Origin of the sequence: Streptomyces sp. MAR4 CNX-425, from assembly GCF_048656465.1 — a bacterium.
GTDB lineage: Bacteria > Actinomycetota > Actinomycetes > Streptomycetales > Streptomycetaceae > Streptomyces.
Genome location: NZ_JBMDLF010000009.1, coordinates 49,637 through 67,143, shown reverse-complemented (window position 1 = coordinate 67,143; position 17,507 = coordinate 49,637). Strand labels below are relative to the sequence as shown.

The following is a 17,507-nucleotide window of genomic DNA, read 5'->3' as shown; positions in this document are numbered from 1 at the left end:
CCAGCTCATGAGCCACGAGACCCCGTCCGCCCGGCGGGCCGGCCGCCCGCGCAGCGCGGCCGCGGACCGGGCCATCCTGGACGCCGCCCGGGCCGCGATCGCCGAGGCGGGCTGGGCCGGGGTGACGCTCGGGGACGTCGCGGCCCGCGCGGGAGTGGCGAAGACCACGCTCTACCGGCGCTGGCCGGGCAAGAACGAACTCGTCCTGGACGCGCTCGCCGACCTCTTCGACTCGCTGCGGCTGCCGGACCACGGCAGCCTGGCGCGGGACGTCGAGGGCGTGGTGCTCCAGTTCGCCGCGCTGCTGCGGGAGCCGCGGACGCGGGGCGCGCTGATGGCGGTGGTCGCGGAGTCGACGCACGACGCGGCGCTGCGCGAGCGGCTCCGCGGCGCGATCGTGGACCGGCAGAAGCACCTGGTGCTCCAGGGGCGCGAACGGGCGCGGGCGCGCGGGGAGCTGCCGGTGGAGGCCGACGCGGCGGCGGCGGACCGCAACGCGGACATGATCTTCGACGTGATCGCCGGCTCCGTGCTGCACCGGCTGCTGGTCAGCGCGGAGCCGGTGACGGCGGCGTGGGCGACCACCTTCGCCACCCTGCTGACCCGGGGCCTGGCCGCCCTGACGGACCCGGGCCCCGGCCCGGACCCGGGCGGCGCGGACCCGTCGGGGCAATAGTCCCTCCGGGTCTACCGCCGCCGCGCCCGGGGCGCGATGCTGGCACCCACCGCGGGGAGGGGCACCATGAGGGCGATCGTCCAGGACCGCTACGGCCCGGCCGGGGTGCTGCGGGCCGCCGAGGTCGACCGGCCGGAGCCCGGCGCGGGCGAGATCGTCGTACGCGTACGGGCCGCCGGCGTCGACCCGAGCGTGTGGCACCTCATGACCGGCCGCCCGTATCTGATGCGCCTGATGGGCTTCGGCCTGCGGGCGCCGAAGGTGCGGGTGCGCGGCTGGGACGCCGCCGGGACCGTCGCGGCCGTCGGCGCGGGCGTCACCCGCTTCGCGCCGGGCGACGACGTGTTCGGCATCGGCAGCGACGGGACCTTCGCCGAGTACTGCCGCGGCCCCGCGGAGATGTTCGCGGCCAAGCCGGCGGGCGTGGACTTCGACGCCGCCGCGGCCGTGCCCACCTCCGCGATCACCGCCCTGCGCGCCCTGCGCGACGCGGGCGGGCTGCGGACGGGCGGGCACGTGCTGGTGCTCGGCGCCGGCGGCGGCGTGGGCACGTTCGCCGTCCAGCTGGCCAAGGCACGCGAGGCGGAGGTCACCGGCGTCTGCGGGACGGACAAGACCGCGCTGGTCCGCTCGCTCGGTGCGGACCACGTGGTCGACTACACCGAGGAGGACGTCACCGCCGGCACCGCCCGCTACGACCTCGTGCTCGACACCGCCGGCAACCGCCCGCTCGGCGCGCTCCGCCGCGTCCTGGCGCCGCGCGGCACGATCGTCCTCGTCGGCGGCGAGGGCGGCGGCGACTGGGTCGGCGACCTGCCGCGCTCGCTGGGCGGCTCCGTGCGCTCGCTGTTCTCCGGCCGGAAGGTGAAGGCGCCCTACGTACGCCCCACGCCCGGGGACGTCGAGGAGGTGCGCGGCCTGCTGGAGTCCGGCACGATCAAGCCGGTCGTGGGCCGGCGGTACGCGCTCGACGAGGCCGCCGAGGCGATCCGGGACTGGGAGAAGGGCCACACGCGCGGCAAGTCCGTCCTGATCGTGTGACCCCGCTCCCCCGCCCGCTCCGCGCCGGTACGGGTCAGAAGGCGGCCGGCTCGGTGTAGACGCCCCACTCCTCGCGCAGGGCGCCGCAGATCTCGCCGAGCGTGGCCTCGGCCCGTACCGCCGCGAGCATCGGCTCGATCATGTTGCCGCCGTCCCGGGCGGCCGCCAGCAGGCCGTCCAGCGCGGCGCGCACCCGGGCGTCGTCGCGGGCGGCCTTGCGCGCGGCCAGCACCCGCACCTGCTCGCGCTCGACCTCGTGGCTGACCCGCAGGATCTCCAGGTCGCCGGTGACGGAGCCGGTGTGGCAGTTGACGCCGACGATCTTCTTGTCGCCCTTCTCCAGCGCCCGCTGGTAGCGGAAGGCGGACTCCGCGATCTCGCCGGTGAACCAGCCGTCCTCGATGCCCCGCAGGATGCCGGAGGTGATCGGCCCGACGGGGTGCCGCCCGTCCGGGTGGGCGCGCCGGCCGCGCTCGCGGATCTGCTCGAAGATCTTCTCCGCGTCGGCCTCGATCCGGTCGGTGAGCTGCTCGACGTACCAGGAGCCGCCGAGCGGGTCGGCGACGTTGGCCACGCCGGTCTCCTCCATCAGCACCTGCTGGGTGCGCAGGGCGATCTCCGCGGCCCGCTCGCTGGGCAGCGCCAGGGTCTCGTCGAGGGCGTTGGTGTGCAGCGAGTTGGTGCCGCCGAGGACCGCGGCGAGCGCCTCGACAGCGGTGCGCACCACGTTGTTGTACGGCTGCTGGGCGGTCAGCGACACGCCCGCGGTCTGGGTGTGGAAGCGCAGCCACTGCGCCTTCTCGCTCTTCGCCCCGTACTCGTCGCGCAGCCAGCGGGCCCAGATGCGGCGGGCGGCGCGGAACTTGGCGATCTCCTCGAAGAAATCGACGTGGGCGTCGAAGAAGAAGGACAGGCCGGGGGCGAAGTCGTCGACGTCGAGCCCGCGGGACAGGCCCAGCTCCACGTAGCCGAAGCCGTCGGCGAGGGTGTACGCCAGCTCCTGCGCGGCCGTCGAGCCGGCCTCGCGGATGTGGTAGCCGGAGACGGACAGCGGCTTGTACGCGGGGATGCGCGCGGCGCAGTACTCCATCAGGTCGCCGATGAGGCGCAGGTGCGGCTCGGGCTGGAAGAGCCACTCCTTCTGGGCGATGTACTCCTTGAAGATGTCCGTCTGGAGCGTGCCGTTGAGGACGCCGGGGTCCACGCCCTGACGCTCGGCCGCGACCAGGTACATGCAGAACACCGGGACGGCCGGGCCGCTGATCGTCATCGAGGTGGTGATGCCGCCCAGCGGGATGTCCCGGAACAGCACCTCCATGTCGGCGGCGGAGTCGATGGCCACGCCGCAGTGCCCGACCTCGCCGAGGGACTGCGGCTCGTCGGAGTCGCGGCCCATGAGGGTGGGCATGTCGAACGCGACGGACAGGCCGCCGCCGCCGTGGCCGAGGATGAGCTTGTAGCGCTCGTTGGTCTGCTCGGCGTTGCCGAAGCCGGCGAACTGCCGGATCGTCCACGTCCGGCCGCGGTATCCGGTGGCGTACAGGCCGCGGGTGTAGGGGAACTCGCCGGGCCAGCCGATGCGTTCGAAGCCCTCGTAGACGTCCCCCGGGCGCGGGCCGTAGACCGGCTCGACGTCGTCGCCCGAGAGCGTGGTGAAGTCGGCGTCGCGCTTGCGGGCCGCGTCGTAGCGCGCCTGCCAGCGGCGCCGGCCGTCTTCGAGGGCCTTGTGGGCACCAGCGTCCATGCCGTACCGCCTCCCTGTGCGCGCGGATCGCGCGGCGCACTTACTAGGACGTCCTAGTAAGTGTCGCACGCCCCCGGCCCGCCCGCGCAACACCTGACCCGGGTGGGGGTGGTCACGGCGTGTCCCCCGCGGGGTTTAGGCTCGGTGTCATGAAGAAGAGCGTCCTCACCCGCTACCGCACGATGGCGTACGTGACCGGCGTGCTCCTGGTCCTGCTGTGTCTCGGCATGATCGGCAAGTACGCCCTGGACCTCTCCGGCGCGGACGGCTTCACCAAGGTCGTGAGCATCGCCCACGGCTGGCTGTACATCGTCTACCTCGTCTTCGCCTTCCAGCTCGGCTCGCAGGCGAAGTTCCCGGTCGGCAGGCAGGTCTGGGTGCTGCTCGCGGGGACGGTGCCGACCGCCGCGTTCTTCGTCGAGCGGAAGGTCAGCCGGGAGGTCGAGCCGCTCGTCGCGGCCGGCGGCGAGCCGGCGGTGGCGGAGGCTTAGGCGGTGGCGTAGGCGCGGGCGCGCGGCCCGCGCGGGCTACTGCTCGAAGTCGCCGGCGGCTATCCGCAGCGGGCGCAGCATCGCGAAGATCGCCGCGCACTCCTCGTCGTCGTAGGCGCTCAGCCCGAAGTCCATCGCCATCAGATCGCGCGTCGCCTCCTCGACGATCTCGCGGCCCCGGTCCGTGATCGACGCGAGCGTGCCGCGGCCGTCGTCGGGGTTGGGGCGCTTGGCCACGTAGCCGGACCTCACCAGCCGGTCGACGGTGTTCGTCACCGACGTCGGGTGCACCATCAGCCGCTCGCCGATCTTGGACATCGGCAGCTCGCCCGCCTGCGAGAAGGTGAGCAGCACCAGCGCCTCGTAGCGCGCGAAGGTCAGCCCGTACGGCTTGACGACGGCGTCGACCTGCCCCAGCAGGATCTGGTGGGCGCGCATCACCGAGGTGATCGCCCCCATGGCGGGCACGGCTCCCCAGCGCTGGCGCCACAGTTCGTCGGCGCGCGCGATGGGGTCGAACGACAGGCTCAGCGGCTTCGGCACGCCGCCGACCCTACCCCCCGGTCATGTCGTGGTCAGCCCGGTCTCACGCTTCGGTCGCGTCCGGTGCACCTCCAGGCAGACGAGCAGCGAGCACAGCGTGCCCGTCGTCCCCACGGCGGCGACGGCGAGGTGCACCGGGACGAACTCGGCGACCGCGCCGGCCGCGCCCATGCCCACGCCTTGCAACGTCATCAGCCCGGCGGTCTGGAGCGTCATCGCCCGGCCGCGCATCTCCTCGGGCACGGCGGCGACGAACCACTGGTCGAGCCCGAGCGAGTACGAGATGCCGAACCCGGTGAGCACCAGCAGCGGCAGCGCCCAGCCGAAGGAGGGGTGCGTGGCGAAGCCGATCGCCGGGACCGTGCAGAGCACCGCCACCGGGAAGACGATCCGCTCCCGGCCGCGCGGGCCGAGCAGCGACCCGGCGAGGATCTCGCTGGTGACCGCGCCGACCGGCATGCCGGTCATGAGCAGGCCGAGCCCGACCGCGCCGATGCCCAGCTCGTCGGCGTACGCGGCGGCCAGCGCCTCGGGGGCGACGACGAAGGTCGGCGGGATCCAGGTGAGCAGCAGCAGCGCCCGGATGCGGCGGTCGCGCAGGAACGTGCCGGCGGCGGCGAGCGACGCGCCGACGGTGCTCGCGCCGCCGCGCGCCCCCGCGCCCGCGGCCGCGGCCCGCGCCGGGCGGGCGCGGGTGCCGAAGCGCAGCACCAGCGCGGAGCCGAGCATGCCCAGCGCCGTCACCGTCAGCGTGGCGCGCGGCGAGAACGCCGCCAGCAGCCCGCCGAGGGCGAAGCCGACGAGCTGCGCCGCCTGCGCGGTGAGCCGGATGACGGAGCGGCCCAGGACGAACCGGTCGCCGGCGCCGAGGATGTCGGCCAGCGTGGCGATCCGGGTGCCGGTGAAGACCGGCGAGATGACGCCGGCGACGCAGCGCAGCGCCAGCAGCGCGGCGACGGGCATGCCCGGGAGCACCATGAGCGCGAAGCAGCCGGCGGCGAGCAGGTCGCAGGTCACCAGCACCCGGCGGGCGGGGAGCCGGTCGGCGACGGAGGACAGCAGGGTGCCGCCGACGAGGTACGGCAGCAGGCCGACGCCGAGCGTCAGCGCGCTCAGCAGCGGGGAGCCGGTGCGGTCGTAGACGAGGACGGTCAGCGCGATGGCCGCGACGACCTCGCCGGTGATCGACATGACGTGGGCGGCGAAGACGAACCGGAACTCGCGGACCCGGAAGACGTCGGCGTAGCGGGCGCGCCGGTCGGCGGCGGCGCCCGGTCCGGACGGCGGGGCGGCGGACACGGGTGCGGCCCCGCCGTCCGGGGCTGTGGTGTCGCTCATCACGGGAGCGTGGCCCGCCGCCGGTGCCGGGCCGTAGTCTTTCGGCACGAGCCGAATCACCCGGCCGGAGAAGGGGGGCCCGCCATGCCGGTGTACCTGCGCTTCGGTCCCGACGACCTGCTCCGCTGCCGCTTCGCGGTCTCCCCGGTCTTCGAGACCCACGAGGCGATCCGGACCCTGCGCCGCACCGAGCGCCACGGCTACCACCGGCCGTGGCTGCGCCGGCTCGGCGACGCCGCCGCCGGGCTCGACCTCGAACCGCTGTGGCTGTTCATACCGAGCGCCGGCCCCAGCTACACGCCGGACTTCCTCGGCGGTCCGCCGCGGGCGGGGTACACCTCGGTGGCCGACGGCCTCGCCCAGCTGCGCGCCACGGACCCGGCGCTGGCGCACGCCGAGATGACCCTGTCGTTCAGCACGATCCCCGGCGCCGCGGAGTCCCCGCTCGGCCGCAGGCTGCTCGACGACCCGGCCGCCGCCGTCGCGTTGCTGGCCGACGTCACCGAGCGCGCCTGGCACGTGCTGGTCGAACCGTTCTGGCCGCGGCTGCACGACCTGCTGGAGGCGGACATCGACTACCGCGCCCGGCAACTGGCGTCCGCAGGTCTCGGCGAACTGTTCGCGCTGCTGCACAACCGGCTGTCGTTCGAGGACGGCCTGCTGACCGTACGGACCAAGAACGACTACTTCTACGAGCGCGACCTCGCCGGCGACGGCCTCCTGCTGATGCCCAGCGCCTTCGCCTGGCCGGACGTGGTGACCGGCTTCCAGCCGCCCTGGCAGCCCACCGTCATCTACCCCGCCCGCGGCATCGGCGCCCTGTGGTCGGAGCCCGCCCCCGAGACGGCGCAGGCGCTGACGCGGCTGCTCGGCGCCGGCCGGGCCGCCGTCCTCGCCGCGCTCGGCGAGCCGGCCTCCACCTCCGCGCTGGCCCGCCGCCTGGGCCTGGCCCCGTCCTCGGTCTCCGCGCACCTGTCGGTGCTGCGCGCGGCGGGCCTGCTGACCTCGCGCCGCGAGCGCCACCGGGTGCTGTACGAGCGCACGCCGCTCGGCGCCGCCCTCGCCGCGGGCGGCTGAGCGGCCGCCCGCGGCGGGCGCGGGGCGCACTCGGCCGCCGGGCCACACCCACGGCTACGGCCGCCCGGTACCCGCGCGGCCGTGTCCCCGGCCGCGCCACCCCGCGGGACGCGGTCCGCGGCTGACGCCCATCCGGACGCCTCCGGCCCGCGGCGCCCGGGCACGCGGGCGCGGCGCCCCCTGGGGAAAGTTCCGCTATGTCACGATCATCAGGTTCTGTCCGTTCGTCTGCCGCGGGAGAAGTGGATGTCAGCGCGGATCCGTACGCTCGTCAGCGTCCTGCTCCTCGGCGTCCTGCTCGGCTGCTCGGCCGGTGACGACGGCGACGACGGCGGGGACGGGCCGCGGGACGGCGGCGCAAGCCCCGCCGCGGCGGCGGAGTCGCCGTTCTGGGTGGACCCCGCCACCGAGGCCGCCCACCAGGTGCGCGAGTGGCGGCGGCAGGGGCGGACGGAGGACGCCGAGCTGCTGGAGCGGATCGCCGACCGCCCGGTCGCCGAGTGGCCCACCGGCGGCCACGACCCCGGCGCCGACGTGCGCGCCGCCGTCCGCGGCGCCGCGGCGGCCGGCCGTACCGCCGTGCTCGTCGCGTACAACATCCCGCACCGCGACTGCGGCCAGCACTCCGCCGGCGGCGCCCCCGACGCCGCCGCGTACGAGCGGTGGATCGGCTCCTTCGCCGACGGCATCGGCGACGCCGGAGCGCTGGTGGTCCTGGAGCCGGACGCGATCCCGCACGTCGTGGACGGCTGCACCCCGCCGGAGCTGCACGAGGAGCGCTTCCGGCTGATCTCCGGGGCCATCGCCCGGCTCAAGGAGCACCCGGGCGTCAAGGTCTACCTCGACGCCGGCAACTCCTCCTGGATCACCGACCCCGCCAAGCTGGCGGACGCGCTGCGGCGCGCCGGCATCGGCGCGGCCGACGGCTTCGCGCTCAACGTGTCCAACTTCCAGCGCACCGACGAGCAGCTCGCCTACGGCCGCCGGCTCTCCGGGCTGCTCGACGGCGCCCACTTCGTCATCGACACCAGCCGCAACGGCAACGGCCCGCTGGAGGGCCCGCCCGGCCAGGTGTGGTGCAACCCCCCGGGGCGGGCCCTCGGCGAGCCGCCGACCACGCGGACCGGCGACGAGCTGGCCGACGCGTTCCTCTGGGTCAAGCGCCCCGGCGAGTCGGACGGGCCGTGCCGCGGCGGCCCCAAGGCCGGCGCGTGGTGGCCGGACTACGCCCTGGGCCTGGCCCGGCGCGCGGACTGACCCCCGTCCCGTACGAACCGGCCCCGCCGCGTCTCCCGCACGAACCGGTCCCCGTCCCGTCCGGGTTCTCCGTCTCCCGCCCGAGTCAGCCGACGCCCTCCCGTGCGGACGCCTTGTTCACCGGAGCCGCACCGCTCCGGCGCACCGGCGGAGCCGCCCCGTACGCCGGCGGGGCCGAGGGGCGGCGGCCCCGCCGGCGGGCTCGTCACGGCACATGCACCCACTTCGCCTCGGACGGCACGCCCTCGCCGTCGGTGACGAAGAGCATGTACCAGCCGGGCGGCACCAGCGTCGGGTCCTCCGGCACGGTCACCGTCACCTCCCCGTCGCCCTTCTCCACGTCCAGCTGGATCGAGCGCTGCTCGACGTCCGTGACGTGGGTGACGGACCCCGGCCGCATCAGCCGCGCCTTCGCCACCCGCTCGGCCCCCGCGACCCGGTACGTCGCCTCCTCGCCCCGCCCCGGCTTCTCCGGCCCCCGGCCGATCTCCAGCCGCTCCTCCTCGTCGCCCCGGTGCAGGTACGGCGGCGTGTAGACCTCGATGCGCTGCTCGAAGGTGCCGGGCCGGGTGTTGGCCTCGTCGCCGAAGAGCGGGTCGGAGCCGAAGGTGGCGACCCGGCCGTCGGGGAGCAGCAGGGCCTCGGAGTGGTAGTTGCGGCCCACCTCCGGATCGGCGGCGGGGGTGAAGGAGTTGGTCTCCGGGTCGTAGAACTGGGCCTTGTTGATGTCGCTGTCGCTGCGCCCGCGGTAGTCCCCGGAGCCGCCGGTGGTGAAGACCGAGTCGTCCGGCATGATCACGCTGTTGAGGTAGCGGGTGCCCTGCGGCAGCGGGGGCCCGTCCTTGTATGCCGGGTCGTCCTTCGTCAGGTCGATGACCGCGGTGCGCGGCGTCGACTTCTTCGACTCCCCCACCCCGCCGCCGCCGAGCACCATGACCTTCTGGTCCTGGGCGGGCGGCAGCAGCAGCGAGCCGGCGGTCTCCAGCTGGTCGGGGTCGGACAGGCCCGGGACGGTGGTGAAGGAGTTGTCCTCCAGGTCCCAGATGCCGGGCTTGCGGCCGCGGTCGGCCGGGCCGTAGCCGGCGTTGGCGCCGGAGTAGAAGAGCTTGCCGCCCTTGGTGAGGAAGAGCGCCGGGTACGTCGGGAAGTAGCGGGTCGGCGCCTTGGACCACTTCCGGGTCTCGGGGTCGTAGATCTCGTTGTCGCCGTAGAGGATCTCGCCGGACTCGTCGAGGCCGGAGACCGACAGCACCTTGCCGTCGGGCAGCGTCACCAGCGTCGGGTACCAGCGGGCCTTGTCCATCGGGTCGACGCGGACGTAGCGCTCCTGCTCCGGGTCGAACTCGAAGGTGTCCTTGATCCCCTGGAAGTCCTGCTTGTCCATGGTGAGCTTCTGCGCCAGGCCGTAGACGTTGTCCGCGTCCTTGCCGGTCAGGCCCTCGACGGCGTACTGCGCCTGGCGGTCCTGGACGTAGCCGCGGCCCTCCTCGTCGGCCTCGACGAAGACGTTGGCCTCGGCGGCGGTGACGACCGGCTTGCCGCGCTTGCGCGTCTTCTTCTCCGCGGCCGGGACGGTGATCTTCGCGGTGGTGCGGTAGACGAGGCCGGAGGGGGATATGAAGCCGGTGCCCTTCTTGAGCGTCACCGGCTTGTCCGGGTCCTCGTTCTTCACCAGCATCCGGCCGCCGGCGCGCTCGACGTCGCCGTCGAGCCGCTCGTAGCGCGCGGTGCCGCCGGCGACCAGCAGCCGGCCGTCGGCGAGCTGGGTGTGGCCGGCGCAGAACATGTCGGCGGGGGTGGGGATCTCCTCGTAGCTGTTCTTCTCCGGGTCCCACAGGACGGTGCGGAACGTACCCGCGTCGAACTGCTTCTCGTCGTTGCCGGAGCCGGCGATGAGCAGCACCTTGCCGGTGTGCAGCAGGGTGGCGTGGATCGCGTTGACCTTGTACGAGTCCGGGGTCTCCTGCACCTGCCAGGAGCCGTACTCCCGCTTGTATTCGGGCCTGGATATCCGGTACTCGTGGTACTGCTCCTCGGCGAAGCCTATGGCCGCGGGGGCGTTGAGCCCCGCCAGCAGCAGGACCACGCCCGTGCCTATCGCCGTCTTCCTCGTCCGTTTCCCGGGCCGGTACGCCATGGATCAGCTCCCGCTCGTCGTCGTCGCCGTACTCGTCGTCGTGGTGGCCGGTGCCCCCGCGGCCCCCGCAGCCCCCGTGGCAGCCGTGGCCGCCGTGGCCGCCGCGGGCTGGGCCGTGCCGCCCGCGTCCTCGACCGCCCTGGCCGGCTTCCACAGCCGGGCCAGCCCCCTCGCCCGCCCGCGCAGCGCCACGGCCGCCGCCAGCGCCGCCCGCCGCCGCACGTCCTCGCGCCGGTTCGTACGGCGCAGCTGCCACCCGGACCAGAGCCAGATCGCCGCCGGCGCGAGCGCGAGGCCCACGGCGAGCAGCGTCCAGGTGCGCATCGCGACGTGCGAGTGGCCCAGGACCAGCGACGCCAGGAACGAGACCGCCAGCAGCCCCGCCCAGAACAGGTGGATACGGAACGTCGCCAGCCGGTCGGGGCTCGCGTCGCCGCCCTTGGGCGTCACCACGAACCGGCACGGCCGGCGCAGCACCGCCGCCCTGAAGGACGTGAAGTAGATCGGCGCCGACATCGCCGACATCACCATCCCGGCGAGGCCGCCGGAGCCCTCGGGCTCGTGCGGCGACACGTTGTGCCGCCGGTTCCACAGGTACAGGCAGATCTGCAGGGCGGCGGCGTCGCTGTACAGCATCAGCCACACCGAGGCCGGCACCTGGGTGCCGGAGGAGCCGAGCCAGAGGAAGAGCGTGCAGCTGAGCGCGCCGAGGAACCAGGTGGCCGCGGCCATCGGGTAGAAGACGAGCATCAGCGAGTAGTTGAGGAGGCGCCGCAGCGGAAAGCGCGCGCCGCCGCGCCCGTACTGGCGGATGAGCGTCTCGTACGTGCCGCGCGACCAGCGCATCTGCTGGGTGAAGAAGTCGGTCCAGGAGTTGGGCCCCTCGCCGACGGCCAGCACGTCCGGGGTGTAGACCGACTTCCAGTGCCGGCCGCTGTCCGGGTTGCGGGTGCGGTGCAGCTCGAAGCCGGTGGCCATGTCCTCGGTGATCGAGTCGTACAGGCCGCCGATCTGCTTGAGCGCCGAGACGCGCACCGCGTTGTTCGTGCCGACGAACATCGGCGAGCCGTAGGCGTTGCCGGCGCGCTGGATCAGCGCGTGGAAGAGGTACTGCTGGCTCTCCGCGAACTTGGTGACGGCGGTGTCGTAGTTGCCGTACACCTGCGGGCCGACGACGAAGGCGACGTCGGGGTCGCGGAAGTAGCCGAGCATCCGCTCCAGGTAGCCCGGCAGCGGCACGTGGTCGGTGTCGACGGAGGCGAAGAAGTCGTAGGCGTCGCCGTGCGACTCCAGCCAGGCGTTGTAGTTGCCGTGCTTGGTCTTCGCGCGGTGCGGGCCCTCCTCGGTGTTCCAGTGCGGCACGCCCTTGCGGCTGAAGTGCCGTACGCCCAGCTCCGCGCAGAGCGCCCGGGCCTCGGGGTCGTCGCCCTCGTCGAGCAGCCAGACGTCCAGCGGGCCGTCGTGCCGGAGCGCGGCCGCGCCGGTGAGCGTGCCGCGCACCATGGCGATGGGCTCCTTGCCCGGCACGTACGTGGTGAGGAACGCGACCCGGGTCCCGGGCTCCGCGGTGACCGGGACGGGGTCCCGGGCGACCATCGTGGCGTGCGCGATCGAGACGACGTTGACCAGCCGGAACGACTCGATCAGCCCGATGGATATGAGCATCACCGCGTCCGCGGTGAGCAGCCAGGGCGGGGCGCCGGTGCGCTCGGTCCAGTGCGCGGGCCAGACCAGGTAGAGCAGCAGGGCCCCGGACAGCAGCGGCGCGAGCGCCATGAGCAGGACCGCCCGGACGCGGTGCGGCTCACGGGAGAGCAGGCGCGTGTAGCGCACCCGGTAGGGCCGGGACGGATCGGGATCCGTCAGCGGCCCCGCGAGGCGGCTGAACTTCTCGTAGTCATAGCCTTCCGGCCGCACGATCCCTCCGCAGGTACGACAACGCCGACATATCCCACCAAAAGCGGAAATTGACTGCGTGTCGAACGGGAGAGGGCCGTGCGGGGGGTTCCGCCCCGCCCACGGGCCGGCCGGACGGCCGGCGGGCGCCGGTCAGGCGCCGACGACGCCCTCCCGGCGGGCCCGCGCGGCGATGATCCCGGCCTCCACCTCGCGGCGCAGCATGCGCTCGGCGACGAAGCCGCCGCCCGGCAGCACGGCCAGGACGAAGTAGAGCCCGGCCCGCTTGGCGGGCCACCGGGTGCGGTTCCAGGCGTCGGCGAGGAAGAGCACGTACCCGATGAAGAGCAGCCCGTGGATCATCCCCATGACCGGCACCGCGTCGAAGTCGGTCGTCCGCTTCAGCACGGAGCAGACGAGCAGCAGCAGGAAGGAGACCGCCTCGGGGGCGGAGATCAGCCGGAGCCGCCGCAGAGCGGACGCGGTCTGGAGGTCCACATGGTCCATGGGTACAGCCTTCGGATCGTCCGGGCACCGGGGGACCTCCCCGGGCAAACTGGACCCTATTGTGTCAGCGGCCCGGATCCTCCCTTCCGGGAGGGGTGGCCGAGCGGCTAGCGTCGGCCCGTGGCTCAGTTTCGACTACAAGGCAGCAAGGTGCTGGCCGTGGACATGGCCGGCGACGGGGTGAAGGCGAAGAACGGCTCGATGGTCGCCTATGACGGCCAGATGTCGTTCAAAAAGCTCACGGGGGGCGGCGAGGGCATACGGGGGATGGTGACGCGCCGGCTGACCGGCGAGCAGATGGAGCTGATGGAGGTGAAGGGGCAGGGCACCTGCTACTTCGCCGACCGGGCCAGCGTGATCAACCTGGTCGGGCTCCAGTCCGACAAGCTCTACGTGGAGTCCAGCAACCTGCTGGTCACCGACGGGGGGCTCAAGACGGGGACGAGCTTCTCCGGGATGCGCGGCGCCAGCACCGGCACCGGGCTGTTCACCACGACCGTGGAGGGCACCGGCCAGGTGGCGATCATGTCCGACGGCCCCGCGGTCGTCCTGCGGGTCGCGCCGCACATGCCGCTGGTCGTCGACCCGGGCGCGTACGTCGCCCACACCGGCCAGGTCCAGCAGCACTTCCAGTCCGGCGCGACGTTCCGCACCCTCATCGGCGAGGGCGGCGGCGAGGCGTTCCAGATCCGCTTCGAGGGCGACGGCGTCGTCTACGTCCAGCCCAGCGAGCGCAACACGGTGGGGGGTGCGGTCTGAGATGCCGTTCCGCATGCTCAATTCGAAGATCGCCGAGGCGCAGGTGTCACCCGGCCGGACGATGTACAGCCAGCGGGGGGCGATGCTCGCCTACACCGGGCAGGTCAGCTTCACGCCCAACATCCAGGGCGGCCAGGGCGGGCTCACGTCGATGATCGGCCGCCGGGTGGCGAACGAGGCGACGCCGCTGATGACCGTCGAGGGCTCGGGCACCGTGATGTTCGGCCACGGCGGCCACGAGGTGCACGTCGTCGAGCTGACCGGCGACACCCTCTACGTCGAGGCCGACCGGCTGCTGGCCTTCGACGGCTCGTTGCAGCAGGGCACGATGTTCCTGGGCCAGCAGGGCGGCGTGATGGGCATGGTCCGCGGCCAGGTCACCGGCCAGGGCCTGTTCACCACCACCCTCGCCGGGCACGGCGCGGTGGCGGTGATGGCCCACGGCGGCGTGCTGGAGCTGCCGATCACCCCGCAGCGGCCGGTGCACGTCGACCCGCAGGCGTACGTCGCGCACCGCGGCCAGGTGCAGAACAAGCTCTCCACCGCGCTCGGCTGGCGCGACATGGTGGGGCGCGGCTCCGGCGAGGCGTTCCAGCTGGAGCTGTCGGGCAACGGCACGGTGTACGTGCAGGCATCGGAGGAGAAGCTGTGACCGCCGGACCCGTCGTCCACGACGCGCAGACACTGCCGCAGAACGACAACGTCCACCCGTACGCCTTCAGCGTCGCGCTGAACGGCCAGTGGTTCGTGCAGAAGGGGAAGATGATCGCCTACTACGGGCAGATCTCCTTCGACGGCGTCGGCCACGGGGCGTTCGAGGGCCTCGTCGCCGGCAGCTTCCACTCGCCGCTGCACGCCGCGGACTGGGTGGTGGCGCAGGGCAACGGCATGATGCTGCTCGCGGACCGGGCGTTCGACGTCAACTCCTACGACCTGGACGACGGCAACCTCACGATCCGCTCCGGGAACCTGCTGGCCTTCGAGCCGGGGCTGGAGCTGAAGCAGTCGATCGTGCCGGGGTTCCTGACGCTGATCGGCACCGGGAAGTTCGTGGCCGTCTCCAACGGCGCCGTCGTCTTCGTCGAGCCGCCGATCCGGGTCGACCCGCAGGCGCTGGTGGGGTGGGCCGACTGCCCCTCGCCGTGCCACCACTACGACCACGGCTACATGCAGGGCCTCCTCGGCGGCATCCGCGCCATGACCGGCATCGGCGGCGCGTCCGGCGAGGAGCACCAGTTCCAGTTCACCGGGGCCGGGCAGGTGCTGCTCCAGTCGACGGAGACGATGCAGGCCGGGCTGGCGACGGGGGCCGTGCCGGGCCAGCAGGGCGTGCCGGGCGGGGTCGGCCAGGCGGGCCCCGCGGGGTTCGGCCGGTAGGGGTTTACGGGCGTACGGGCCGGGCGCCCGGTCCGTACGCCGTACGCCGGCAGACCCGCGCCCGCCCGCCCGGGTCTCAGCCGCCGGTCAGGCCCGCCAGCAGCTCGTCGGCCGCGGCGTACGGGTCCAGCTCCCCCGCCGTGATCCGCTCCGCCAGCGCCGACAGCCGGCGGTCGCCGTGCAGGTCGGCCATGCGCTCGCGCAGCGCGGTCACCGCGATCGTCTCGACCTCCCGGGCCGCCCGGCGCAGCCGGCGCTCGGCCAGCACGCCGCGCTCCTCCATCCAGGCCCGGTGCTTCTCCAGCGCCTCGACGACCTCGTCGGTGCCTTCGTCGCGGGCGGCGACGGTCCGGACGATCGGCGGGCGCCAGTCGCCGGGGGCGCGGGCCTCGCCGAGGCCGAGCATGTGGTTCAGCTCGCGGGCGGTGGCGTCGGCGCCGTCGCGGTCGGCCTTGTTGACCACGTACACGTCGCCGATCTCCAGGATCCCGGCCTTGGCGGCCTGGATGCCGTCGCCCATGCCGGGCGCCAGCAGCACCACGCAGGTGTCGGCCTGCCCGGCGATGTCCACCTCGGACTGCCCGACGCCGACGGTCTCGACCAGCACCACGTCGCAGCCGGCGGCGTCCAGCACCCGGATCGCCTGCGGCGCCGACCACGCGAGGCCGCCGAGGTGGCCGCGGGTGGCCATGGAGCGGATGTAGACGCCGGGGTCGGAGGCGTGCTCGCCCATCCGCACCCGGTCGCCGAGCAGCGCCCCGCCGGAGAACGGCGAGGAGGGGTCGACGGCCAGCACGCCGACCCGCTTGCCGCGCCTGCGGTAGGCGGTGACCAGGGCGGAGGTGGACGTGGACTTGCCGACGCCGGGCGAGCCGGTGAGCCCGACGACGTAGGCGCGGCCGGCGAGCGGGGCGAGGGCGGCCATCACCTCGCGCAGCTGCGGCGACGCGCCCTCGACCAGGGTGATGAGCCGGGCCACGGCCCGCGGGCCGCCCTCGCGGGCGGCGGCCACGAGCGCGGTTACGTCGGCGGCTGGCATGTGTGATCGCTCCTTGCGTCCGTGCGGGGTGGTCTCCCCAGCCCCGCCCCTTTCCCAAACCGGGGCGCCGCCCCGGACCCCGTGCGCCCGCGGCGCGCACCCGGGGCTGCCGCCCCGGCCCCGGAGGAGCCGGGAGGCGGGACCCCGGGGCCCGGGGCCGGGCCCGGGCGGTCCGCGGCGGCGGCCCGGTGAGCGCGGCGACCGGCCGCGGGCCCACCGCCGGCCGGGCCGCTGCCGGGGCGAGGGGCCCGGTCACGCGGCGGGGCCCGCCCCGGCGGCGGGGCGGGCGCACGCCACGGCGGCCGTCAGGCCGCCGGCACGCGCAGCAGGAGCGCGTCGCCCTGGCCGCCGCCCCCGCACAGGGCTGCCGCGCCGACGCCGCCGCCGCGGCGGCGCAGTTCGAGGGCGAGGTGCAGGACGAGCCGGGCGCCCGACGCCCCGATCGGGTGACCCAGCGCGATGGCGCCGCCGTTGACGTTCACCATTTCGGGGGTGACGCCGAGGTCCTTCATGGACTGCACGGCGACGGCGGCGAAGGCCTCGTTGATCTCGATGAGGTCGAGGTCGCCGACGTCGATGCCCTCCTTCTTCAGCGCGTGCTGGATGGCGTTCGAGGGCTGCGACTGGAGCGAGTTGTCGGGGCCGGCCACGTTCCCGTGCGCGCCGATCTCGGCGAGCCAGGTCAGCCCCAGCTCCTCGGCCTTGGCGCGGCTCATGACGACCACCGCGGCGGCGCCGTCGGAGATCTGCGAGGCGGTGCCGGCGGTGATCGTGCCGTCGGGCGAGAAGGCGGGGCGCAGCTTCGCCAGCCCTTCGGGGGTGGTGTCCGGGCGGATGCCCTCGTCGGTGTCGACGACGAGGGGGTCGCCCTTGCGGCGGGGGACCTGGACGGGGGTGATCTCCTCGGCGAAGATTCCCCGCTCCCGCGCGGCGGCGGCCCGCTGGTGGGAGGCGGCGGCGAAGGCGTCCTGGGGCTCGCGGGCGATGCCGAGGCGGGTGTTGTGCTTCTCGGTGGACTCGCCCATGGCGATGCCCTCGAAGGGGTCGGTGAGCCCGTCGTGCGCCATGGAGTCGAGCATCTCCAGCGCGCCGTACTTCACGCCCTCGCGGGACTTCGGCAGCACGTGCGGGGCGTTGGTCATGGACTCCTGGCCGCCGGCGACGACGATGTCGAACTCGCCGGCGCGGATGAGCTGGTCGGCCAGGGCGATGGCGTCGAGGCCGGAGAGGCAGACCTTGTTGACGGTGAGCGCGGGCACGCTCATGGGGATGCCCGCCCGCACGGCGGCCTGCCGCGCGGGGATCTGGCCGGCCCCGGCCTGGAGCACCTGGCCCATGATCACGTATTCGACCTGGCCGGCGCCGACGCCCGCACGCGTCAGCGCCGCCTCGATCGCGAAGCCGCCGAGGTCCGCACCGGAGAACGGGGTGAGGGAGCCGAGCAGGCGCCCCATCGGGGTTCGGGCGCCCGCGACGATCACGGACGTGGTGCCTGAGGTGCCACTGCCAGTCATGCGGTCCCCTTCGGGGAGAAGTGAATGAGGGTTAACTCCAGCGTACTGAGCGGTACGCGGCCGGGTCACGGTTCGTTCGGTGTGACCGTGCGCACGTTGCGTGACATCCCG

General features: G+C 74.0%; 16 protein-coding genes. 8 read left to right on the top strand and 8 right to left on the bottom strand.

Translation table 11 applies throughout. From position 1 onward, the window contains the following. The first annotated feature begins 7 nt into the window (after nucleotides 1-7). Nucleotides 8-676, top strand: a complete 669-nt coding sequence (locus ACHZ99_RS23940) for a TetR/AcrR family transcriptional regulator (protein WP_420306787.1) — start codon at nucleotides 8-10, stop codon at nucleotides 674-676. 66 nt (nucleotides 677-742) lie between these two features. Beyond that, on the top strand, nucleotides 743-1,717 hold the full coding sequence (locus ACHZ99_RS23935) for an NAD(P)-dependent alcohol dehydrogenase (protein WP_420306786.1): 975 nt from the start codon (nucleotides 743-745) through the stop codon (nucleotides 1,715-1,717). A 34-nt stretch (nucleotides 1,718-1,751) separates the two neighbouring features. Here ACHZ99_RS23935 and ACHZ99_RS23930 read toward each other — a convergent pair whose 3' ends face one another. Then, nucleotides 1,752-3,461, bottom strand: coding sequence for an acyl-CoA mutase large subunit family protein (locus ACHZ99_RS23930; RefSeq protein ID WP_420306785.1), 1,710 nt, complete (start codon nucleotides 3,459-3,461; stop codon nucleotides 1,752-1,754). A gap of 149 nt (nucleotides 3,462-3,610) precedes the next feature. Here ACHZ99_RS23930 and ACHZ99_RS23925 point away from each other — a divergent pair, with 149 nt between their 5' ends. Beyond that, complete coding sequence (locus ACHZ99_RS23925) at nucleotides 3,611-3,952, top strand: DUF3817 domain-containing protein (protein WP_420306784.1); 342 nt, start codon at nucleotides 3,611-3,613, stop codon at nucleotides 3,950-3,952. A gap of 36 nt (nucleotides 3,953-3,988) precedes the next feature. On the opposite strand, the gene ACHZ99_RS23920 is transcribed toward ACHZ99_RS23925, so the two are convergent. Further along, complete coding sequence (locus ACHZ99_RS23920; RefSeq protein ID WP_420306783.1) at nucleotides 3,989-4,495, bottom strand: MarR family winged helix-turn-helix transcriptional regulator; 507 nt, start codon at nucleotides 4,493-4,495, stop codon at nucleotides 3,989-3,991. A gap of 21 nt (nucleotides 4,496-4,516) precedes the next feature. Beyond that, a complete protein-coding gene (locus ACHZ99_RS23915) occupies nucleotides 4,517-5,833 on the bottom strand; it encodes an MFS transporter (RefSeq protein WP_420306782.1) in 1,317 nt (438 codons plus the stop codon). Nucleotides 5,834-5,917: 84 nt separating this feature from the next. On the opposite strand from ACHZ99_RS23915, the gene ACHZ99_RS23910 reads away from it, so the two are divergent. Continuing rightward, nucleotides 5,918-6,910, top strand: coding sequence for a DUF5937 family protein (locus ACHZ99_RS23910; protein ID WP_420306781.1), 993 nt, complete (start codon nucleotides 5,918-5,920; stop codon nucleotides 6,908-6,910). A 246-nt stretch (nucleotides 6,911-7,156) separates the two neighbouring features. After that, a complete protein-coding gene (locus ACHZ99_RS23905) occupies nucleotides 7,157-8,167 on the top strand; it encodes a glycoside hydrolase family 6 protein (protein ID WP_420306780.1) in 1,011 nt (336 codons plus the stop codon). A 205-nt stretch (nucleotides 8,168-8,372) separates the two neighbouring features. Here the strand turns inward: ACHZ99_RS23905 and ACHZ99_RS23900 are convergent, their stop codons facing one another. The 3 genes from ACHZ99_RS23900 to ACHZ99_RS23890 all read right to left on the bottom strand — a co-directional run bounded on the left by ACHZ99_RS23900 (nucleotide 8,373) and on the right by ACHZ99_RS23890 (nucleotide 12,698). Next, on the bottom strand, nucleotides 8,373-10,304 hold the full coding sequence (locus tag ACHZ99_RS23900) for a galactose oxidase-like domain-containing protein (protein WP_420306779.1): 1,932 nt from the start codon (nucleotides 10,302-10,304) through the stop codon (nucleotides 8,373-8,375). 3 nt (nucleotides 10,305-10,307) lie between these two features. Beyond that, nucleotides 10,308-12,221, bottom strand: a complete 1,914-nt coding sequence (locus ACHZ99_RS23895; RefSeq protein ID WP_420306778.1) for a glycosyltransferase family 2 protein — start codon at nucleotides 12,219-12,221, stop codon at nucleotides 10,308-10,310. Nucleotides 12,222-12,353: 132 nt separating this feature from the next. Next, on the bottom strand, nucleotides 12,354-12,698 hold the full coding sequence (locus ACHZ99_RS23890) for a DUF3817 domain-containing protein (protein WP_420306999.1): 345 nt from the start codon (nucleotides 12,696-12,698) through the stop codon (nucleotides 12,354-12,356). A 129-nt stretch (nucleotides 12,699-12,827) separates the two neighbouring features. On the opposite strand from ACHZ99_RS23890, the gene ACHZ99_RS23885 reads away from it, so the two are divergent. The 3 genes from ACHZ99_RS23885 to ACHZ99_RS23875 are packed head-to-tail and all read left to right on the top strand — an operon-like array spanning nucleotide 12,828 to nucleotide 14,843. Beyond that, nucleotides 12,828-13,466 carry an AIM24 family protein gene (locus ACHZ99_RS23885; RefSeq protein WP_420306777.1) on the top strand — a complete coding sequence of 213 codons (639 nt, stop codon included), beginning with the start codon at nucleotides 12,828-12,830 and terminating at the stop codon, nucleotides 13,464-13,466. 1 nt (nucleotide 13,467) lies between these two features. Then, entirely contained in the window at nucleotides 13,468-14,118 is a 651-nt protein-coding gene (locus tag ACHZ99_RS23880) for an AIM24 family protein (RefSeq protein ID WP_420306776.1), read from the top strand. Further along, complete coding sequence (locus tag ACHZ99_RS23875; RefSeq protein WP_420306775.1) at nucleotides 14,115-14,843, top strand: AIM24 family protein; 729 nt, start codon at nucleotides 14,115-14,117, stop codon at nucleotides 14,841-14,843. Before ACHZ99_RS23880 ends, ACHZ99_RS23875 begins: the two co-directional genes overlap by 4 nt. Before the next feature lie 76 nt (nucleotides 14,844-14,919). Here ACHZ99_RS23875 and meaB read toward each other — a convergent pair whose 3' ends face one another. Both meaB and ACHZ99_RS23865 read right to left on the bottom strand, forming a co-directional pair. Continuing rightward, nucleotides 14,920-15,882 carry a methylmalonyl Co-A mutase-associated GTPase MeaB gene (gene meaB / locus ACHZ99_RS23870; RefSeq protein WP_420306774.1) on the bottom strand — a complete coding sequence of 321 codons (963 nt, stop codon included), beginning with the start codon at nucleotides 15,880-15,882 and terminating at the stop codon, nucleotides 14,920-14,922. Nucleotides 15,883-16,187: 305 nt separating this feature from the next. Continuing rightward, nucleotides 16,188-17,396, bottom strand: coding sequence for an acetyl-CoA C-acetyltransferase (locus ACHZ99_RS23865; protein WP_420306773.1), 1,209 nt, complete (start codon nucleotides 17,394-17,396; stop codon nucleotides 16,188-16,190). Between the last annotated feature and the right edge of the window lie 111 nt (nucleotides 17,397-17,507).

Excerpts from the sequence above, each read along its gene's own strand:
- ACHZ99_RS23940 (WP_420306787.1), top strand. The coding sequence starts at position 8 with ATGAGCCACGAGACCCCGTCCGCCCGGCGGGCCGGCCGCCCGCGCAGC.
- ACHZ99_RS23935 (WP_420306786.1), top strand. The coding sequence starts at position 743 with ATGAGGGCGATCGTCCAGGACCGCTACGGCCCGGCCGGGGTGCTGCGG.
- ACHZ99_RS23930 (WP_420306785.1), bottom strand. The coding sequence starts at position 3,461 with ATGGACGCTGGTGCCCACAAGGCCCTCGAAGACGGCCGGCGCCGCTGG.
- ACHZ99_RS23925 (WP_420306784.1), top strand. The coding sequence starts at position 3,611 with ATGAAGAAGAGCGTCCTCACCCGCTACCGCACGATGGCGTACGTGACC.
- ACHZ99_RS23915 (WP_420306782.1), bottom strand. The coding sequence starts at position 5,833 with ATGAGCGACACCACAGCCCCGGACGGCGGGGCCGCACCCGTGTCCGCC.
- ACHZ99_RS23910 (WP_420306781.1), top strand. The coding sequence starts at position 5,918 with ATGCCGGTGTACCTGCGCTTCGGTCCCGACGACCTGCTCCGCTGCCGC.
- ACHZ99_RS23905 (WP_420306780.1), top strand. The coding sequence starts at position 7,157 with ATGTCAGCGCGGATCCGTACGCTCGTCAGCGTCCTGCTCCTCGGCGTC.
- ACHZ99_RS23900 (WP_420306779.1), bottom strand. The coding sequence starts at position 10,304 with ATGGCGTACCGGCCCGGGAAACGGACGAGGAAGACGGCGATAGGCACG.
- ACHZ99_RS23880 (WP_420306776.1), top strand. The coding sequence starts at position 13,468 with ATGCCGTTCCGCATGCTCAATTCGAAGATCGCCGAGGCGCAGGTGTCA.
- meaB (WP_420306774.1), bottom strand. The coding sequence starts at position 15,882 with ATGCCAGCCGCCGACGTAACCGCGCTCGTGGCCGCCGCCCGCGAGGGC.
- ACHZ99_RS23865 (WP_420306773.1), bottom strand. The coding sequence starts at position 17,396 with ATGACTGGCAGTGGCACCTCAGGCACCACGTCCGTGATCGTCGCGGGC.